This is a genomic window from Ruegeria intermedia (genome assembly GCF_900129345.1).
Classification (GTDB): Bacteria; Pseudomonadota; Alphaproteobacteria; order Rhodobacterales; family Rhodobacteraceae; genus Ruegeria; species Ruegeria intermedia.
Genome location: NZ_FQVK01000040.1, coordinates 1 through 15,912, shown reverse-complemented (window position 1 = coordinate 15,912; position 15,912 = coordinate 1). Strand labels below are relative to the sequence as shown.

At 69.0% G+C, this 15,912-nt stretch carries 22 protein-coding genes; 3 read left to right on the top strand and 19 right to left on the bottom strand.

Annotation, left to right across the window (positions count from 1 at the left end; translation table 11 throughout):
* On the top strand, positions 1-717 hold a 717-nt coding region (locus F3H26_RS18280; RefSeq protein ID WP_149777412.1), incomplete at its 5' end, for a universal stress protein.
* A 25-nt stretch (positions 718-742) separates the two neighbouring features.
* On the opposite strand, the gene F3H26_RS18275 is transcribed toward F3H26_RS18280, so the two are convergent.
* From F3H26_RS18275 to F3H26_RS18230, 11 genes are all read right to left on the bottom strand, one after another.
* Positions 743-1,813, bottom strand: coding sequence for a DUF2793 domain-containing protein (locus F3H26_RS18275; protein ID WP_149777410.1), 1,071 nt, complete (start codon positions 1,811-1,813; stop codon positions 743-745).
* A gap of 7 nt (positions 1,814-1,820) precedes the next feature.
* On the bottom strand, positions 1,821-5,774 hold the full coding sequence (locus F3H26_RS18270) for a baseplate multidomain protein megatron (protein ID WP_149777409.1): 3,954 nt from the start codon (positions 5,772-5,774) through the stop codon (positions 1,821-1,823).
* Positions 5,774-6,235: a C40 family peptidase gene (locus F3H26_RS18265; protein WP_223162572.1), complete on the bottom strand. Its 462-nt coding sequence runs from the start codon at positions 6,233-6,235 to the stop codon at positions 5,774-5,776. Before F3H26_RS18265 ends, F3H26_RS18270 begins: the two co-directional genes overlap by 1 nt.
* Positions 6,232-7,119 carry a DUF2163 domain-containing protein gene (locus F3H26_RS18260; protein ID WP_149777408.1) on the bottom strand — a complete coding sequence of 296 codons (888 nt, stop codon included), beginning with the start codon at positions 7,117-7,119 and terminating at the stop codon, positions 6,232-6,234. Before F3H26_RS18260 ends, F3H26_RS18265 begins: the two co-directional genes overlap by 4 nt.
* Positions 7,120-7,245: 126 nt before the next feature.
* Positions 7,246-7,476, bottom strand: coding sequence for a hypothetical protein (locus F3H26_RS19525; protein WP_188127814.1), 231 nt, complete (start codon positions 7,474-7,476; stop codon positions 7,246-7,248).
* A complete protein-coding gene (locus F3H26_RS18250; protein WP_149777407.1) occupies positions 7,469-7,699 on the bottom strand; it encodes a hypothetical protein in 231 nt (76 codons plus the stop codon). The genes F3H26_RS19525 and F3H26_RS18250 overlap by 8 nt, the downstream gene beginning before the upstream one ends.
* Positions 7,700-7,704: 5 nt before the next feature.
* Positions 7,705-8,352: a lysozyme gene (locus F3H26_RS18245; protein WP_149777406.1), complete on the bottom strand. Its 648-nt coding sequence runs from the start codon at positions 8,350-8,352 to the stop codon at positions 7,705-7,707.
* A gap of 4 nt (positions 8,353-8,356) precedes the next feature.
* Positions 8,357-8,488 carry a hypothetical protein gene (locus F3H26_RS19880; RefSeq protein ID WP_262504565.1) on the bottom strand — a complete coding sequence of 44 codons (132 nt, stop codon included), beginning with the start codon at positions 8,486-8,488 and terminating at the stop codon, positions 8,357-8,359.
* Complete coding sequence (locus F3H26_RS18240) at positions 8,481-8,828, bottom strand: Clp protease/crotonase-like domain-containing protein (protein WP_149777405.1); 348 nt, start codon at positions 8,826-8,828, stop codon at positions 8,481-8,483. The genes F3H26_RS19880 and F3H26_RS18240 overlap by 8 nt, the downstream gene beginning before the upstream one ends.
* A complete protein-coding gene (locus F3H26_RS18235; RefSeq protein ID WP_149777404.1) occupies positions 8,825-9,451 on the bottom strand; it encodes a DUF2460 domain-containing protein in 627 nt (208 codons plus the stop codon). The genes F3H26_RS18240 and F3H26_RS18235 overlap by 4 nt, the downstream gene beginning before the upstream one ends.
* On the bottom strand, positions 9,451-11,595 hold the full coding sequence (locus F3H26_RS18230) for a phage tail tape measure C-terminal domain-containing protein (protein WP_149777403.1): 2,145 nt from the start codon (positions 11,593-11,595) through the stop codon (positions 9,451-9,453). Before F3H26_RS18230 ends, F3H26_RS18235 begins: the two co-directional genes overlap by 1 nt.
* 70 nt (positions 11,596-11,665) lie before the next feature.
* Here F3H26_RS18230 and F3H26_RS18225 point away from each other — a divergent pair, with 70 nt between their 5' ends.
* Positions 11,666-11,878, top strand: a complete 213-nt coding sequence (locus tag F3H26_RS18225) for an AbrB/MazE/SpoVT family DNA-binding domain-containing protein (protein ID WP_149777402.1) — start codon at positions 11,666-11,668, stop codon at positions 11,876-11,878.
* Positions 11,878-12,258: a type II toxin-antitoxin system VapC family toxin gene (locus tag F3H26_RS18220; protein WP_149777401.1), complete on the top strand. Its 381-nt coding sequence runs from the start codon at positions 11,878-11,880 to the stop codon at positions 12,256-12,258. The genes F3H26_RS18225 and F3H26_RS18220 overlap by 1 nt, the downstream gene beginning before the upstream one ends.
* Here F3H26_RS18220 and F3H26_RS18215 read toward each other — a convergent pair.
* From F3H26_RS18215 to F3H26_RS18180, 8 genes are all read right to left on the bottom strand, one after another.
* Positions 12,230-12,421 carry a DUF7697 family protein gene (locus tag F3H26_RS18215; RefSeq protein WP_223162573.1) on the bottom strand — a complete coding sequence of 64 codons (192 nt, stop codon included), beginning with the start codon at positions 12,419-12,421 and terminating at the stop codon, positions 12,230-12,232. The genes F3H26_RS18220 and F3H26_RS18215 overlap by 29 nt on opposite strands.
* A 68-nt stretch (positions 12,422-12,489) precedes the next feature.
* Positions 12,490-12,927, bottom strand: coding sequence for a hypothetical protein (locus F3H26_RS18210; RefSeq protein ID WP_149777399.1), 438 nt, complete (start codon positions 12,925-12,927; stop codon positions 12,490-12,492).
* Positions 12,928-12,929: 2 nt separating this feature from the next.
* Entirely contained in the window at positions 12,930-13,868 is a 939-nt protein-coding gene (locus tag F3H26_RS18205; protein WP_149777398.1) for a phage tail tube protein, read from the bottom strand.
* 21 nt (positions 13,869-13,889) lie between these two features.
* Complete coding sequence (locus F3H26_RS18200) at positions 13,890-14,309, bottom strand: acyl-CoA transferase (protein ID WP_149777397.1); 420 nt, start codon at positions 14,307-14,309, stop codon at positions 13,890-13,892.
* A gap of 30 nt (positions 14,310-14,339) precedes the next feature.
* Positions 14,340-14,675 carry a type II toxin-antitoxin system RelE/ParE family toxin gene (locus F3H26_RS18195; RefSeq protein WP_149777396.1) on the bottom strand — a complete coding sequence of 112 codons (336 nt, stop codon included), beginning with the start codon at positions 14,673-14,675 and terminating at the stop codon, positions 14,340-14,342.
* Positions 14,672-14,929: a type II toxin-antitoxin system ParD family antitoxin gene (locus F3H26_RS18190; protein WP_149777395.1), complete on the bottom strand. Its 258-nt coding sequence runs from the start codon at positions 14,927-14,929 to the stop codon at positions 14,672-14,674. Before F3H26_RS18190 ends, F3H26_RS18195 begins: the two co-directional genes overlap by 4 nt.
* A gap of 59 nt (positions 14,930-14,988) precedes the next feature.
* Positions 14,989-15,618, bottom strand: a complete 630-nt coding sequence (locus tag F3H26_RS18185; protein WP_149777394.1) for a DUF6441 family protein — start codon at positions 15,616-15,618, stop codon at positions 14,989-14,991.
* A 6-nt stretch (positions 15,619-15,624) separates the two neighbouring features.
* The coding region (locus tag F3H26_RS18180) for a head-tail joining protein (protein ID WP_149777393.1) at positions 15,625-15,912 on the bottom strand (288 nt) is incomplete at its 5' end.

Below are 15,912 nucleotides of genomic sequence, written 5' to 3'. Positions count from 1 at the left end.
ATCACCCACGCGGTGGATCCGGCCTCGCCCGCCGACCGCGCGCGCACGCGGGAAGAAGGCGCGCTGTTTGTCGATGCGCAAGGGCATCTGCGAACCGCACTGGCCCTGGCGCGACCGTTGCCGGCGCGGTGGACGACGCTTGAAGGTGATGCCGGAGACGTCCTGCCCGAGCACCTCGACCACGAGAAACCCGACCTGGTCGTGACCGGAACGGGCCGGGACTACACCCTGGGCAAGATCATTCTGGGAAGCCTTGCAGACCGTATCGCGGCCGCGTCGCGCGTTCCGCTACTGGTCGTGAAGCGGCGGCCGGTCGGGCCCTACCGGCATGTGCTCGTGGCCTTCGACGGCTCGGCGCGGGCCGGCGCGGCCCTCGCGACCGCCCTTCAATTCGCACCTGGTGCGCAGGTTCTGGGCCTGTTCGCGGCGGGCGATGTGGATCCGGCCAGGGCGGACGCGAAAACCGTTCAAGCGGCGTTCGACCGCGTGCTCGACGCACATGCCGCCGCTGCCAGCGCGCCGCGGCCCAAGGCGGATCTGCACGTTGCGGGAGAAGACATCCTGTCGGGCATGATCGAGGCCGAACGGAAGTGGAAACCAGATCTTTGCGCCTTCGGCCGCTCGGAGAAGCCCGGCCTGCTTGCGCTGGAGCGGGGCAGCCACTCCGGCTTGCTGATGGCTCACCTGCGGAGCGATACGCTTCTTGGACAGCGATAGGGATGCGACGCCCAGTGACATGGCTTCAGCCGATCTTCGCGCCCCAGAACGACGTATGATCCGCCGCGAAATACCCGTCCGCCGCCCGGAAATACCCCTGCAGTTCCACGGTATCGCCAGCCGCCAGTGGCACCATGGTCTGCAGCCAGAGCGCGGTGGCGAGCGACTTGTGGGAGCTGGAGACTTCACCGAAGGAGCCGCGGATTTCGGTCGTGCCGTTCAGGACCAGCCGCCCGCGCATCCGTGCCGAGGTGCTGGCATTGACCTTGTAGAGCAGGCTCGCGCCGAAGAGGTAGGTGCCTGCAACCGGCGCGGTGAAAAGGTTGGTCGCCGGGTCGAACGCGCCTTGATCATTGGCCTCGACCGCGTTGATGCCGATTTTCGTCCAGGTGGCGAGCGCGACGTAATTGTCGTAGTTGGTGTAAGCCTTGAAGCGTGGCAGTTGCGGCTGCTCGACGATGCCGGTCGCACGGTCGACGGTCAGCGCGTCGCGCCAGGCCGCGCCGTCGGGGCTCACCTTCAGGGTCAGGTCGTCGGAGCCGAGGAGCCCGAATTCCGCCCGCCCGGAAAACCCCGTCTGCAGCAGGAAGGACAGAACCCCGGCGGCAGTTTCCTTGTTGAGGGTTAGGTGCAGATCACCGGTGCCGCCTTCGGCCGCGGTGAGCGCGGTCCAGAGTGCCCCGTTCAGCTTGGCAGAAAACGGGTTCGACGCATCCGCTGTGGTGCCAATGCCCAGCCGGGTGAGGCCTTGCAGCGCGTCCGGCGTGACGCCGACCCACCCTGCGCCATCGAAAACCAGCAGCACCGCCTCGTCCTCGACCCAGACCCGCCAGCCAGCTTGCGGCGCGAGCCGGACCCACACCCCGCCGGAAAACAGCGCCACGTCACCGTCCCAGCCGGCCCATGCGCCGGTGGCACCGGTGGCCACGATGTAGCGATCACCTTCCGTCGGGCTCGGCGGTGGCGTTGTCAGATCCCGGTCCTTCACCGAAAGCTGCACCAGCCCGTCAAGCCGGTCGAGGGCTTCGTTGTGGGTGACGTGCTTCTGCGCCTGCGCGGCAGCGATGTAGGGAAGCGCAAGGTTGGGGGTGGTCATGAGGGCCTCAAGTGATGGTGATGGTGATGGTAGCCTCGGCGGGTATGCCCCGGCCGAGCAAGGGCGAGATCTGGGCCACGCGAATGGTCAGCGTGGCGCCCGGCGCCAGCGCCGCGCCCCAGTCGGCCACCTGGTCGGCGGTGCTGTAGGTGACGCTGGCCGTCCCCGCCGCCAGCGTGCGCTTGACTGTCGCACCGTCAAGAATGTCGATCTCCCAAGATTCCGGCTGGTCGAGGAGCGGCACCTCGGTCGCCTCCCAGCTGTCGGCCGCCGGGTCGCGGGAGCGGCGCGTCCAAGAGAGGGTAATGTCGCCCGACGGCTCGGCCTTTGCCGCGAGATGCACCGGCGCGAAGGGCCGGAGCGAGGCGCCCGATGGCGTCAGGGACAGGTGGCTATAGCTCGCATCCGACACCGGCCGCGAGGCCGGCCCCACGGCGAGGTTCCATGGCAGCCCGATCTCGCCAGCCGTGAATGGCAACTCAGTGACGGCCGTGTCCAGCACCACCACCCGCGCCCCGGTGGGCGCCGGATTGCCGATTGCGTGCTCCGTCCCCCGCTGGCCGCGCAGGAGCGTGGTCAGGCGATAGCGGCTGGGGGCGATGAGCGTGACGTCTCGGGCCTGCAGGACTTCCCAGGTTCCGGGCGCGCGCTCCACGGCGAAGGCGTTGGCGCCTGCGAAGAGCTGCAGCTCGGTGACGCTTTCAAGCTGGCCCCAGGGGAGATCGATCTCGAGAACCGATCCCCGATCCCACCGCCAAGGCGGTCCGGATGGCAAATCGCTGACCAGCGTTCCGATCCGCGCCCGGCGGGTGATCGTGGCGAAGCTCGCCCAGGCCGATGTCTCGGGGGAGCGCAGAACGGCAACGGTGCCCGGCCAGGGATCGGCATCGACGGCAATGAGCGGTCGGGGTGGCGTGTGGGCGCCGGTCAGCTGCGGCAGATCGAGGATCGCCACCTGCGGCGCGCCGAGGGGCACGGAGCGGGCCACGGCGGCTGTGCGTTGGGCTCCCGGCGGCAGGTCGTAGACCTCGCGGTCCTGGCGGGTGGCCTCTATGCGCCGGGAGAGCCCGTCGGCAATGCGGGTGAGGCGGAACTCGGTGGCGGTGTCGTCGGTAAAGATTACCGCATCGCCCGGATCGAGCGCGAGGCGCGACGGCGGTAGGGAAAAGCTCGCCCGTTCGCGCCCGATCCAGGTCTCCATCAGGGCGCGGCGGCAGCGGCGTTCGGCCTCCTCGGGGGCGACGGCGACGGGGAAACTCTCGGCGGTCACGCGCACCGCGCCGGTGGTGATGCGGCGCGCCTCGACGAGGGCGCTGTCATAGTCCTCGTCGGCGCGCGCCACGCTCCAGCGCAGGACCTGCGGAAGCTCGGTTTCCTGGCCTCGGGTTCGCTCAATGCCTTCGCCGTTCCCGGCCACGAGATCGTCCGGGGTCAGCGTGGCCACCGGCGCGGCGCCGCGCAACCTGAAGCGGATCACGCCCTCGCTCTCGACCGCATCGAAACCGAAGTGGCGGGCCAGCATGGAGACGGTGGTGCGCGGGCTTTCGATGGCCGGGATCACGAGCCCCTCGACGGCACCCCAGAGGCCGGAGACGTCGATGTGAGCGGCGTCCATGCCGGCGGCGAGGCACAGGCGCCGCACCAGCGCGGCAAGCGAGACCGCACCGAGGCGACCAGTCAACCAGTGGCCGAGCTGCCAGTTCGCGCCATCCGACCAGACGTCGGTGAGCGCCGGGAAGAACGGATGCGGGCGGGCATCCCAGGTCCACGCGGCGCTATCCTTGAGCTCTACCATGGTCTTGCCGGTGACCGTGGAGACCGGGTTGTTCGCCGGATCGGCCCAGTAGAGCGCTGTCGCCTCGAGATAGGCCCTCTGGATGGCATCGTCGCGCCAGCCGCGGGAGAAGAATGGCGCCGTGCTTTCCGACGACTTCGGGTCGAAAAAGACGTTCGGCTGGTTCGTGCCCCGGTCAATGGAGGGGCAGCCGAACTCGGTAAAGCGGATGGGCTTGGACTGTGGCGTCCATGCCGTCGGCGTCGCGCTTTCAACGCCACCGGGGCGGTCGTAATGCGGGTTCGACCACCAGCTCACCAGGTCCTTGTAGCGGAAGACCCAGTCCTTGCCATAGGCCCCATCCGAGATCGGCGTGCGGATCTGCGCCTCGCGGTCCGCCGCGTTCACGTAGAACCAGTCGAAGCCCTCACCGCCGGCGATGTTCGATTGCAGGTAGGCGCGGTCATACACCGCCGGCGCGCCCGCAACCGCATCCGCGTGCTCGAAGCCGTCCCGCCAGTCGGAGAGCGGCATGTAGTTGTCGATCCCGACGAAATCGATGTTGGCATCGGCCCACAAGGGATCGAGATGGAAGAACACGTCGCCCGAGCCATCGGCAGGCTGGTGGCCGAAGTATTCCGACCAGTCGGCGGCGTAGCTGACCTTGGTGGTGGGCCCGAGGATCGCGCGCACATCAGCCGCGAGGCTCCGGAGCTCCGCCACCGCCGGATAGCTCTTCGCGCTGTCGCGGATGGTGGTCAGCCCGCGCAGTTCGGAGCCGATCAGGAAGGCATCGACTCCGCCGGCCGCCGCGCAGAGATGGGCATAATGCAGGATCATCCGCCGCCAGCCCCAGTCGGCGCTGCCGGTCCAGGAGACCGTCTCGCCCGAGACCGCGAAGTCGGAGACCTGCGCATTGCCGAAGTAGGCAGCGACCTGGCTGGCCGCCGTGGCCGACTTGTCCACCGTGCCCGCGTAACCGGGCGCCGGCGAACAGGTGATCCGCCCACGCCATGGCAGCGCGGGCTGGCCGATTGTGGCGACGTTGTCGCTGTAGGGGTTCGGCAACGTGTTGCCCTCGGGGACATCCATGAGGATGAAGGGATAGTAGGTGACGCGGTAGCCCCGCGCCTTCATCTCCTTGATTGCCTGGACCACGGCCGCGTCGCTCGGCGTGCCGCCATAGACCGGCCGGCCCTCGGTATCGGTCGAGACGAGATGCGCCGCGGCCCGGTTCACCCCGTTTACCTGCCAGACCTGCGGTGTGGTGGTCTTGGTGGCTGTCTCGACGCCGGGACGAATGGTGCAATGGCCCGCGCGCAGGTCGTTGCCGAACCACGAGACCACCAGCGACACGCTTTCGACCCCCGGCGCCAGCGCCTCGAGCCGGTCGAGCGAAACCAGGAAATCCGCCCTGTCGGTCTCGGCATGGACATTCTCCGGCGTCGTCTTCGCGCCCTCCTTCCGCATCACCGGATCGGTGGCATAGACGAACTCGCCCGCGCCGGGGATCATGGTCACCGCCCGGATCGCGCCTTCGGCCGTGTCGGGGTCGGCGAGCGGCCGGAAAACCTCGAAGGAAAGCTGCGGGATGCGATTGCCAAAGGGGGTGAGGTCGAGTTCCTCGAAGACGACATAGGCCGTGCCGCGATAGGCCGGCGCGCCTTCGGCGCCCATCTTCCCGGCGATGAACGGGTCGGCCATTTGCGCCTCATCGCCCGGATACCAGCGCCGAGTGACGGTGGAAGTATCGAGAAGCTCCCCATCGGCCCAGATGCGGCCGATGCCGGTGATCGGGCCTTCACACAAGGCGACCGCAAAGGACGCCGTATAGGAATACTCGGTCGTGGTGACCGTCGGCCCGCCGCCCTTGCCGCCGCCCTGGGTGCTGGTGCTGACATGCTCGGTGAAGTCGGTGGCCCAGATGATGTTGCCGCCCAGACGCATGCGGCCGAAGACGCGCGGGATCGTGCTGCCCTCGGTGGCCGAGGTGACCCGCAGGCTGTCGAGCCTTGCACCCTCGTAGCGCTGGTCGGGCTGCAGCGAGCCGACGATCCAGCTGTCAACGACAGACCCCGCCATGGTGCCGATCGCGCCGCCGATGGTGGCGGCCGAGATGCCGAGGAGACCGCCACCGATCGAGGCACCGATGGCCTGACCGGCCAGACCGAGCACGAGCGTGGCCATTATCGCCTCCAGGGTTGCGGGTAGAGAAAGGCGAAGGCGACGCACCGCCGCCAGGACCGGTTGAAAGGTTCCTCGATCACGCCCAGCCGTTCGCGGGCGTGGATGAGGGTGTCGCAGTCGGTGAAGATACCGAGATGCTTGGCGATGGCGCGCTCGCGCATGCGGAACATCAGAAGCGCGCCGGGTGGCGGATCATGCCTCCCCACCTCGATCATGCAGCCGCGGGCGCCCTCGGCCAGCACCTCGACCGGCCCGGTCTCGCCCCAGTCGCGGCTGTAGGGCGGGATCGGGAACGGCTCAGGCCCCAAAACTTCGCGCCAGATGCCGCGCGCGAGCCCGAGACAGTCGCAGCCGATGCCCTTCACGCTCTGCTGGTCGTGATAGGGCGTGCCGAGCCAGGACCGCGCCGCCGCGATCACCTTCGCCGGCGCAACGGGGCGACGGATGAAGCCCGCGCTCACAGCACGCTCCCGTCATTCGCCTTCCCTTGGGAGGCGTAGCGCAGCACCGTGTCGTTTCCCGGGATATGCGGAAAGCCCCGGAAGTTGGCGGTGTTGCCGAAGCGATCGCGGCAGGTGCCGAAGGCCTTGTCGCAGCCGGCGCGGATGGTGAAGGCGTCGTTCGCGGCAATGGGGCTCGCGGGCGGTTCCAGCAGCGTGATGACCGCCTCGCCGGTGCTCGCCACCTCGTGGCGTTCCACCTCCACTGTCCGGCCAGTATTGGTGCCCGTATCCCAGGTCAGCGTTCCAAAGGTGAAGAGCCCCGTGCCAAAGCCAGAAAGCCCCGCCACAGAAAACGCCCGGTCTCGCAGCAGCACCGCCACGGAACCGCTGCCCTTCCAGGCCGGGTTCTCGAGGTCGATCCCGCAGCGCCCGTCACCCAGCACAGCATCACACCCGGCCTGGAAACTCCGCCCCACCGGCTGGTCGAGCACATGGGCGAGCGAGCGCATCTCGGCGGTGAAGGCCACCCGCCCGCGCCGAATCTCGCCGATGGCACCTCGGCGCATGAGCACGCGCTGGCTCGTGTCGGCCCAGTTCACCCGCCAGACCTCGACCGCTGCCCCGTCCCAGAGCCCCGCGGCAATGTCGGCCTCGGTGATGACGCCCGAGCGCAGCACGCCCTCTGCATCCTGCGCGTCCACCACGAGATCGCCCGAAGCGCGCAGCTCGGACGCCGCAAAGCCGCTTTCGGGCTCAAAGCTGGTGCCATCGAAGGTCAGAGGCAGGTCGTGGTCGGTGAAGCCGAACACCTGGCCGTCGGCGCGGATGATGCGCCAGCACCAGGCAAGCGTCGTGGTGCCCTCGTCGAGATGTGCCTGCAGCGCGGGAGAGAGGGATTTCATCGGCAGGTTCCCGTCATGCGGTCATCGAGATCGGCGATCCAGTCCGCCCATGCCGGCGGCACCTGCGTCACGGTTTCCGCAGGTGGCCGGGCCAGCCGCGCCTCTGCGTAGGAGATGCAGCCGGCATCACCAGGCACCGTCGTTGTTGCGCAGCCGCTGAGCAGGATCGCCAGCGTCGCGGCCGTCACGAACCGCGTCGCGCCCGCGTTCGACCTTGCCGATTGTCTCTTCCAATGCATCGCGTTCGGCCTCCCGTTTGCCCTGACGCTTTCCTTCCACCCGCCCCCAGGCCCGGCCGAGGACAACGCCCCCGACCGCGCCCAGAGCGGCGACCAGCCAGATCAGGAACTCAGTCATCGCCGCGGAACCCGCGCTCGATCCGGTCTCGCAGGCCGATCAGGCCGAGACCGAGAAACATGAGGCCGGCGGGCGAGGCATCACCTGAGCCGGCGAGGAGCGCGACGAGGCGGGACAGTTCGGCGAGCGGGCCGGTGGCGGGAAGCGCGACAGATGCAATGCCCGTGAGCATGGCGAGCAGTCCCGCCCACCATGTGAGCGAAGTCGGTCGGATGTAGCGCATGGGGATCAGGTCCTCCGGATCAGGGTGGAAAGGAAATCGACCAAGCGAGCGTGCCAACTGGTCGGCGGATCGGGTGTGGCGGGAATGGCGGGCTTGGCGGGACGCAACAGTTCCAGCGCCTCATCCCCGGTCAGGCGGCGGATCGGCCGCGAGAAGTCCACGCGTCCCTGCGCGTCCACACCCCATACCGGGATCGTTCCGGTGGGATAGCGGCCATGACGAAACAGGTCGCGTTCAGCCTCGCGTCGGGGGATGATCGAAGCGGGCTTGCGCCAGTTCAGGAACGCGTCGGCGGCGGCTACGCGATTGCCGGCGTTGAGATTCCGGGTGAGCGCCGCGCGGGCGATGCCGCCGGTGTTGTAGTGGAACGAGACCAGCGCATCGAACTCATGCGGCGCAAGCGGCACGGTCACGGCGCGCAGGACGTCGGCTTCGAAGCGGGCCAGATCGGCGCGAAACAGCCGGAACGCCTCGCGGATTGCCAAGTCGATATCGGCGGGCATCCCACGCGGCATGGTGGCGGGATCGGGTGGCCCGGCGGCGGCCGTGTGGCCGATGCCGAAGGTCCAGGTGCCGGTGGAATCGAGGTAAGGCCCGGGCACGACGCCTTCGTGCCGGGCAAGGGCCAAAAGGCCCCGGTCTGTCATGTGCATGGAACTATCCGAGAAGCGAGAGGAACAGGATCAGCGCGGCCACCGCGAAGCCGACCGCCAGCCGATGGACGAAGCGCTCGCGCGGGCTGCCGGCGACGAGCCGCAGCCCGCGCAGGACACGGACGAGTTCAGTCATCGCGGCCCTCCCGCGCCTGGCGAAGGCGGGCAAGCACCAGTTCGATCACCGCCGGGCCGAAGACGCCGACGAGATAGGCGGCGGAACCGGCGGCCCCGCCGGCCGGGATCGCCTGTGGCGGCAGGCCGAGCCAGCTGGTGATGACGGCCATCGACAGGCTCCCCATGCCGGTCGCGATCAGCCCGCCGAGCAGGATGTGGCGCAGGGCGTCGCGCAGGCGCATCTTCGTGGTCAGCGCGTTGGTGGCCCCGCCGAGCGCGCCCCAGGCGGCGAGGATCACGGCCGTCGAGGCCGCGAGATCGCGCAGCACCGTCGCCACGAAGCCGGAATTGTCGTTCATCGCCGGATCTCCAGGAGCGGGATGGAGGTGATGGAGCCGAGGCGTTCGATATCGAGCGTTACGTCGAGCGTGTCGGTGTCGAAGCGGACGGGGACGTCGAATTCGAAGCCGGCGGTGATTGCGGCACCATTGGCCGGGGCGGTGGCGAAGGTGACGAGGCCGGTGGTGGTGTCGATGGACCAGCCGGTCGCCTGCTCGGTGCCATCAATGGCGACGCGCACCGTTCCGGCGACGGGCTTGGTGATGGCCCGGTTCCAGCTTTGCGCGCCAGACGCGTAGGCCTTCACCAGCTGGAAGTCGGTGGTGGTGCCGTCCCCGGTGCCGATGACCTGGTCGGTCGCCGCGGGCGTCTGGGATGGCGCGCTCGACTTGTAATCGGCCCAGTCCTTGAAGCGGAACCCGTAAAGCCTGCCATTACGGGCCTCGAAGAACGCCACCGCCGCCGCCAGATCGTCCGCGCGGCGGATGCCATAGGCCACGTCGTAGCGGCGGCGCGAATTGGCCCAGCTGGCGTTTCGCTCCTCGTCGCCGGAGGCAAGTTCGACGATCTGCGTGCGGCGCTCCGGCCCGCCTCGTGCACCCCGGCTGATATCGTCGGGGAACCGAACCTGGTGAAACGCCATCAGAGCCCCCGTCTGCCCAGCGACACCGCCCGGGCAATGTCGGCCGCAACTTGCGTGCGCGATTGCCGGAAGCTCTCGGCGTCGCGGGTATTGATGTTGATGGTGACGCCGCCACCGGCGCCGTAGCTCTGCGCCTCGCGGCGCGAGAGCACGCGCTCGCCGCGCTGCAGGATCGCAGGCACCTCGTCGGGCCTGAGGCCGGCCCAGCCTCCACCGTGCATTCGAGGCGCGCCGGCAAAGGCCATGACGGGGGCCATGCGCGACGGTGCCGGCCCGCCAACAATGCCACCCGCATGCAGGACGTTCGCAAACAGCCCGCCCGCGCCGCCGAGGATGCCACCGAGGGCGCTGGCGAGTGGGCCAAGGATGAACCGCCTTGCCGCGAGCCGCGCCAGATCGGCGATCAGCGAAGTGACGAGATCGCGGAAATCCAGCTTGCCGGACTTCACGAACTCCGCCACCGCGTCCTCGGCGCTGCGGAAGGCGCCCACGAGGCTCTGGCCGATATCGGCGCCGATATCGCGGGCCTTGGCGGCGTAGTCTGCCAGCGTCGCGGTCACCGCCGCCCAGCCGGTCGCCGCCTGGTCAGCGCCATCCGCATTAGCCGCCCCGGCCGTGCGGCCGGCCTGACCGGCGGTATCCAGCGCCTCCGTCACCCGATCAGCCGCCGCCCTCGCCTGGTCGAGCGCATCCGCACCGTCCTCGCTGCTTGCCTGCATCGCGGCGCGGAGTGCGTCCACCGCCTCGCGCACGCCATCGAAGGCATGGGCGCGGGTGTCGGCGGCGCGGGAACGCAGCGCATCGGCCTGGTGGCCGGCATTGCTGGCTGCATGGTCCAGATACGACGCGTAGCTCTGCGCGCCGAAAACGTCGATCCGCGCATCCGCCCCGATGCGCTCGGAAACCGCGTTGAAGGTCGGCCCAATCTGGGCGAGGAAGTCGGCCCACTTCGAGGACAGGAAGGCCATGAGCCGCAGCCAGATCGCCTCGATGTCCGCACGCATGGCGCGGAAATCGTCGACGAAGGAGGTGACGGTGACCTTGATCCCGTCCCAGACGGCCTTGGCAACATTGCCCATGAGTTCCAGCGCCTCGCCAAAGCCGCCGGCGCCGCGCACCAGCCGGGTGAACTGGTAGATCAACTCCCCCGCACCGACGATCAGGGCGCCGATGCCAGTGCGGATCAGTGCCCCGCGCAGGACGACCAGTGCGGTGGCGAGACCACGCACGGACAGAGCGGCAGCAGCCAGTCCGGCAACCCAGCGGCTGACGAGGAAGGCAGCGAACGTGGCGGTATAAGTGGTCAGGCGACCGATGTTCTCGAAGAGCCCGGCGATGGCCTGGCCGAGCGGGCCGGTGCGGCTCGCGAGCGTGGCCATGGCATCCGCGACCGCTTCCAGAGCCGGTGCGGCGGCAACGGCGAGCTGATTCGACAGTCCGCGCCAGATCAGCCCGAGCCGTGAAATCGCATCGTTGGTGAGTTCGATCTGGTCGGCGTCGGCTTCCGAGACCACGACGCCAAAAGCGCGCACGTCCTCGGTCGCCTGGCGCAAGGTCGCGGTGTCGATCCGGCTCATGGCGATGGAACCTTCCTCGCCGAAGAGCTGCCCCGCGACGGCGGCACGCTCGGCGGCGGGCACGAAGTCCTCGATGGCGGCGTTGATTGCGCCGACGCGTTCGTCGAGCGGCAGGGTCAGCAGATCGGAGGCCGAGAGCCCCAGCCGGTCCAGCGCCTGCGCGGCGGGGCCGGTTCCTGCGGCAGCCTGGCTGAGACGGCGCGTCAGATCCTTCGTCGCCTGCTCGATCCCGGACATGGTGACGCCGGCGAGTTCGCCCGCCCGTTCCAGCGTCTGGATCGAGGCGACGGTGGTGCCCAGAGACTGGGCCAGCTTGGCCTGCGCATCGACGGTTTGCAGGCCGGACCGCACCATGGCGACGCCTGCCGTCGTGGCAGCCGCGACGGCGGCGGCAGCGGCCACGCGCACGCGCCGTGCGAACCCCGCGAGGCGCGCGTTGGCCGCCTCCATCTCGCGGCTGAGGCGCCCGAAGCCACGGGCCCCGGCTTCGCCGACACCTTCCAGTTCGGCGCGCACCTGCCTGCCGCCGACCGCAGCGAGGCGGACGCTGACCCTCTTCTCGGCCATTGCGTACTCCCTTGAAGCGCAGGACGGATCGCCTTACGTTCCGTGTGTCGATCAGCCCAGAGTAAGAAACATGACCGAGACCGCGAAGCTGTCCTCGAAGTTCCAGATCTCGATCCCCAAGGCGGTGCGCGAGGCCCATGGGTGGAAGGCCGGCCAGACCTTCGCCTTCATCCCCAAGGGGACCGGGGTGCTCGTCGTGCCGGTGCCGAGGCGGGACGATCTCAAGGGACTGGCGAAGGGCGCCAACCCGGCCGATCATCGCGATCACGCGGACCGGTTCTGATGGTTCTCGTCGATACCTCGGCCTGGATCGAGTGGCTGATCGGCTCCCCCACGGGCGACAGGCTCGAGGCGCATCTGCCCGAACCGGCCGACTGGCTGGTGCCGACCATGGTTCAGCTCGAACTGGCCAAGTGGCTCACCCGCGAGGTCGGCGAGGACCGGGCCGATCAGGTCATCGCCTTCACGCAGGTCTGCCGTGTCGTGTCGCTCGACACCGAAACCGCGCTGGCCGCCGCCGAGGCCTGCCGCGAGCACCGGCTCGCAACGGCGGACGCGATCATCTTCGCGACGGCGCGCGTCCACGGCGCCAGGTTGGTGACCTGCGACGGGCATTTCGAGGGTCTGCCCGACGTCACCCTGATCCCGAAAGCGTCGGACTGAAGCCCCCGCCTTCCGAGGCGGCCATCTGTTCGTTGAGCTTGGCGACCATCACCGCTTCGATGACCGGCAAGAGTTCGGCCATTGCGGTGGGCGACACGCCCAGTGCATGCCCAAGCGCGAGCGCGGCCGACATATCCCAACCGATCACCGCGCCGGGCAGCACCCGCAACTGCCCGCCGAGACGGCCGACAAGGTCCCAGACCTGCCAGCCCTCAAGCGTGAGCGGCCGGTTCAGCCGCGCCGGGCAGTCCGGGCAGGCTTGCTTGCAGGCTTCGCAGTATCGCTCGCCCCCGCCGAAGGACCATTCGGCAAGGGCGCGGAGGCGTTTTTTTCCTGTTCCAGAAGCAGGCCCTTCGAGACGTATGCGAGCTGGAAGGCCTCGAAGATCAGCCAGATGTCCAGGAGCGCGTCGATGGCGTCGGGGCTTGGCTCAATCGAGTTACCGTCGGAATCGCCGATACCCTCCCAGGCAAGCACTGCCCGCCGCGCCAGCGCCTTGGCGAAGGCCAGTGCGCGTTCCTCGTTGGAGGCCTCTTCGGGGACGGCCTCCACGGCCGGGTCGCTGCGCGTCGCCACCATCAGGGCCGTGGTCAGCGGACGCAGTTGCACCCGCACGCCGGGCGCAAGTTCGTGCCAGCGCGGTTCATTGGAGAGGTCGAGCGTCAACATGGTCAATAACTCGCAACTGCGTTCTTGAGGACGATTGTGCACATCTGCCCGGCCACGGAATCGTAGGCCGCCTGCCAGTCGAAACTGGCCTGGATGCCCTGCGGCCCCTGGATCTCGACCCGGGGTCGCGGGAGGTAGACGGCATGGGTGGTGATCGTCAGGCTGACATTGGCCGAGATCACCCAGGAGAACTCGAGGCTCGCCGCCGTCCCGTTCAGCGCCTGGTCCATCAGCGTCGTGTCGGCAAAGCGCACGTCGATCTTGCCGGTCAGCGCGGCAATCGAGGGATCGGCCCCGTCTATGCGCCCGTCGTTGCGGATGGTCTCGATGCGTTCGACATTGTTGGCATAGATGAGATCGGCCGAGACGATGTTACCAAGCGCCGTGCCGTTGCGTTTGATCGCCCCGTTGAAATGCCCGAACCGTTGCAGGGCGTAGGCCGTGGGCGTTCCGGCCGCTGTTGATGTGGCGACGCTCTCCCCCTGCGCCACCAGCTTCACATCCGCTGTCAGTAGGCCGGATCGCTGCATGGCGATGCTGAGCTGATCGAGCACGCAGCCGGTGTACATGGCAAAGCGCGGGATCTCCGGCATCGCCACCTCGATCGCCACGCTGGGCAGCGACCACGAGCCCGACTTGAAGGTGTGGGTCTTGTTGGTAGTGCCGGTGGTGGTGGGCGCCCCAAACGCTGCTTTCAGCCAGAAGCCGAAGGCCTCGGCGTCGAGCGGCACGGTGATGTCGCCATCGGCCGTCACCGCGTCCTTGATCGGCGCCAGCGGGTCGCGGCCATAGCCGAGCAGTTCCGAGGCCAGCAGCGGCTGCTCGGCCCCGAGCGAGGCGCTGGCGAAGGGCATCTGCATGAAGCCCGAGGCCGGCGCGGTGCCATAGGTCGTCTCGAACGCGGCCGCGAGCTGCGACCGCGCCCCCTGGGCGCGTGCCATGGTGTTCTCCTGTGTTTGGGATCAGGCCAAGGGATCGGCCGTGGAATAGTGCAGCACCACCGGGATGACGGCGGCCTTGAGGCTCGCCGCGCCCTCGATGGGCAGATCGACCGGCCGCGGCGCTTCCGCTTCGACCCAGTCGCACAGGCCGCCCAATGTCCGGTCAGCGGCGAGCGCCGCGCCGATGCTGGCGATCAGCGTGTCGAAGGCCCCGTCACGGTCAGCGCCCTGCACGACCGCCTCGATCTCGGCGCGGTGCTGGTAGTGGTAGGCGAGCGGCGACAACGTCACCTCAGGCCCGCCCGGCTCGCCGTCGCGCAGTATGACGAGCCCCCCGGCCGGCACGCGCTCGGGCAGCACCTCGCCCCGCAGGACGGTGGCCGGCAACGCCGAGAGCCGCGCATGCAGCGCGGCGAGGATGGTTTCGCGTGGGGTGGGCATCGAAGCCTCAAAGCTATGCGATGGGTCCGGTCAGTCGTCCCGGCGCGGCAACTCCGTCAGCCGCGCGGGAAGATCGCGCCGCCCGTGCAGGAAATCGACGATGATCACCCGGTCGGGCTCATCCACGAACACGATCAGGTGCTCGCCACAGCGGGTGAAGCGCAGATCCTCGGGCAGGCGCGGATCAATCACCTTGGCGCAGCTCTGCCACGGGGCCTCGTCCCGCGCGATTGCCGCGCAGCGGTCGATCAGGTCGGCTTCGTAGGCCTCGGCCTGTCGCGGGCCGAATGTCTGGTAGGTCCAGAGCGCGATGTCGACGAGCGATGCTTCGGCTGCCCGTGTCAGGCGCCATGGCTTGCCGCTCACCGCGCGGTCCGAGCCGCGCGGAAGGCCCGCCGGATGGCGTCTTCACCCGAACCTTCGGCAAGATCGCCGCGCCGGGCCTGGTCCAGGCTGGCCTCGAGCCGCGCGCGCAGAGCATTGAGTTGTGCTTCCTCGCGTTCCAGAAGCCGCAGCCCCGCGCGCAGGGCCTCGCTGGCATTCTGATAGCGCCCCGAGGCGACCAGGCGATCGACCAGCGCGGACTGGCTTTCGGTGAGGACGACGTTTCTCGTGGCCATGGTTTTTTCTCCTTCATTGGCAATATATGCCAATAAGGGGAAGCTGTCGACCATGGGCGTCAGAGGCGGGTTTCCACCCAATTCGCCACGATCAACCCCGGCACGCTGTCGAGCGCCCGCTCGGCGTCGCGATCAAGGTTCAGCCGCTTCGGCAGCCTGACCTGCGGGACCAGCAGGAAGATCGGCACGGTGGCGCGGCCGCGTCCGGTCTTCGAGCGGGAGGCGACACCAAGTCCGCGCGTGTTGAGCCGCCCATCGGCCACCAGCAGGCTCGGCCCGCGCCGGCGATAGACGAAACGCAGGCGCAGGCCGCGCCGCCGCTCCCATTCGCCGGGGGTCAGCTTCGCCCCGCGCCGCCCCTTGCCGGCGGCGGGCAGCGGGATCGCCAGCCAGAAGCCGTCGCGAGAGCGGATGAGCGGGCCGGTGTCATGGGCGCCGACGATGACGGGCGCCTTCGACCAGACCAGCGCGGCGGCGTTCAGGCTTTCGCCGACCTTCGGGTAGGTCTGGCTCCGGATCGAGTTGGCGAGCCGCCGCCCGAGCCCCGCGCCGGTGATCTGCCCACGCCAGGCCGTCTTCAGCCCGGTCCCGGCCTCGCGCATGGCGGCGGTGACGGCCTTCTCGCCCGCCTTCACCTCGGCGGCCATGGCGGCGACGAGATCCGACGTGACGTCGAGCTTCAGTTTCATCGCAGGTCACGCAGGGCGCAGGTCCACGGTCCAGACCAGCCGCTCGCGGTCGCGGACGGGTTCGCCCTGGATAAGGAAGGCCGCGCCGTCGATCTCGATGCGGTCGCCGGGGCGCGGGTTTGCGACCTCGGCCACACGCAGATCCACCCGCGTCGTTTCCGACCAAAGGCGCGCATCGCCGAAGCCGGTGACGTCGTCGGGCCGGCGCAGGATGGCGCGCACCAGCACGGGCGCGCCGCCCTCGGCGGTGTAGACCACGTCGCGGCCGAGATGCGGGTCGGCGAAGAGCGCGTC

What these genes read in the sequence shown, in the direction of transcription:
- F3H26_RS18210 (WP_149777399.1), bottom strand. Translation starts at nt 12,927, where the DNA reads ATGTTGACGCTCGACCTCTCCAATGAACCGCGCTGGCACGAACTTGCG.
- F3H26_RS18205 (WP_149777398.1), bottom strand. Translation starts at nt 13,868, where the DNA reads ATGGCACGCGCCCAGGGGGCGCGGTCGCAGCTCGCGGCCGCGTTCGAG.
- F3H26_RS18275 (WP_149777410.1), bottom strand. Translation starts at nt 1,813, where the DNA reads ATGACCACCCCCAACCTTGCGCTTCCCTACATCGCTGCCGCGCAGGCG.
- F3H26_RS18220 (WP_149777401.1), top strand. Translation starts at nt 11,878, where the DNA reads ATGGTTCTCGTCGATACCTCGGCCTGGATCGAGTGGCTGATCGGCTCC.
- F3H26_RS18190 (WP_149777395.1), bottom strand. Translation starts at nt 14,929, where the DNA reads ATGGCCACGAGAAACGTCGTCCTCACCGAAAGCCAGTCCGCGCTGGTC.
- F3H26_RS18260 (WP_149777408.1), bottom strand. Translation starts at nt 7,119, where the DNA reads ATGAAATCCCTCTCTCCCGCGCTGCAGGCACATCTCGACGAGGGCACC.
- F3H26_RS18250 (WP_149777407.1), bottom strand. Translation starts at nt 7,699, where the DNA reads ATGCGCTACATCCGACCGACTTCGCTCACATGGTGGGCGGGACTGCTC.
- F3H26_RS18200 (WP_149777397.1), bottom strand. Translation starts at nt 14,309, where the DNA reads ATGCCCACCCCACGCGAAACCATCCTCGCCGCGCTGCATGCGCGGCTC.
- F3H26_RS18235 (WP_149777404.1), bottom strand. Translation starts at nt 9,451, where the DNA reads ATGGCGTTTCACCAGGTTCGGTTCCCCGACGATATCAGCCGGGGTGCA.
- F3H26_RS19525 (WP_188127814.1), bottom strand. Translation starts at nt 7,476, where the DNA reads ATGACTGAGTTCCTGATCTGGCTGGTCGCCGCTCTGGGCGCGGTCGGG.
- F3H26_RS18270 (WP_149777409.1), bottom strand. Translation starts at nt 5,774, where the DNA reads ATGGCCACGCTCGTGCTCGGTCTGGCCGGTCAGGCCATCGGTGCCTCG.
- F3H26_RS18245 (WP_149777406.1), bottom strand. Translation starts at nt 8,352, where the DNA reads ATGCACATGACAGACCGGGGCCTTTTGGCCCTTGCCCGGCACGAAGGC.
- F3H26_RS18240 (WP_149777405.1), bottom strand. Translation starts at nt 8,828, where the DNA reads ATGAACGACAATTCCGGCTTCGTGGCGACGGTGCTGCGCGATCTCGCG.
- F3H26_RS19880 (WP_262504565.1), bottom strand. Translation starts at nt 8,488, where the DNA reads ATGACTGAACTCGTCCGTGTCCTGCGCGGGCTGCGGCTCGTCGCCGGC.
- F3H26_RS18225 (WP_149777402.1), top strand. Translation starts at nt 11,666, where the DNA reads ATGACCGAGACCGCGAAGCTGTCCTCGAAGTTCCAGATCTCGATCCCC.
- F3H26_RS18230 (WP_149777403.1), bottom strand. Translation starts at nt 11,595, where the DNA reads ATGGCCGAGAAGAGGGTCAGCGTCCGCCTCGCTGCGGTCGGCGGCAGG.
- F3H26_RS18185 (WP_149777394.1), bottom strand. Translation starts at nt 15,618, where the DNA reads ATGAAACTGAAGCTCGACGTCACGTCGGATCTCGTCGCCGCCATGGCC.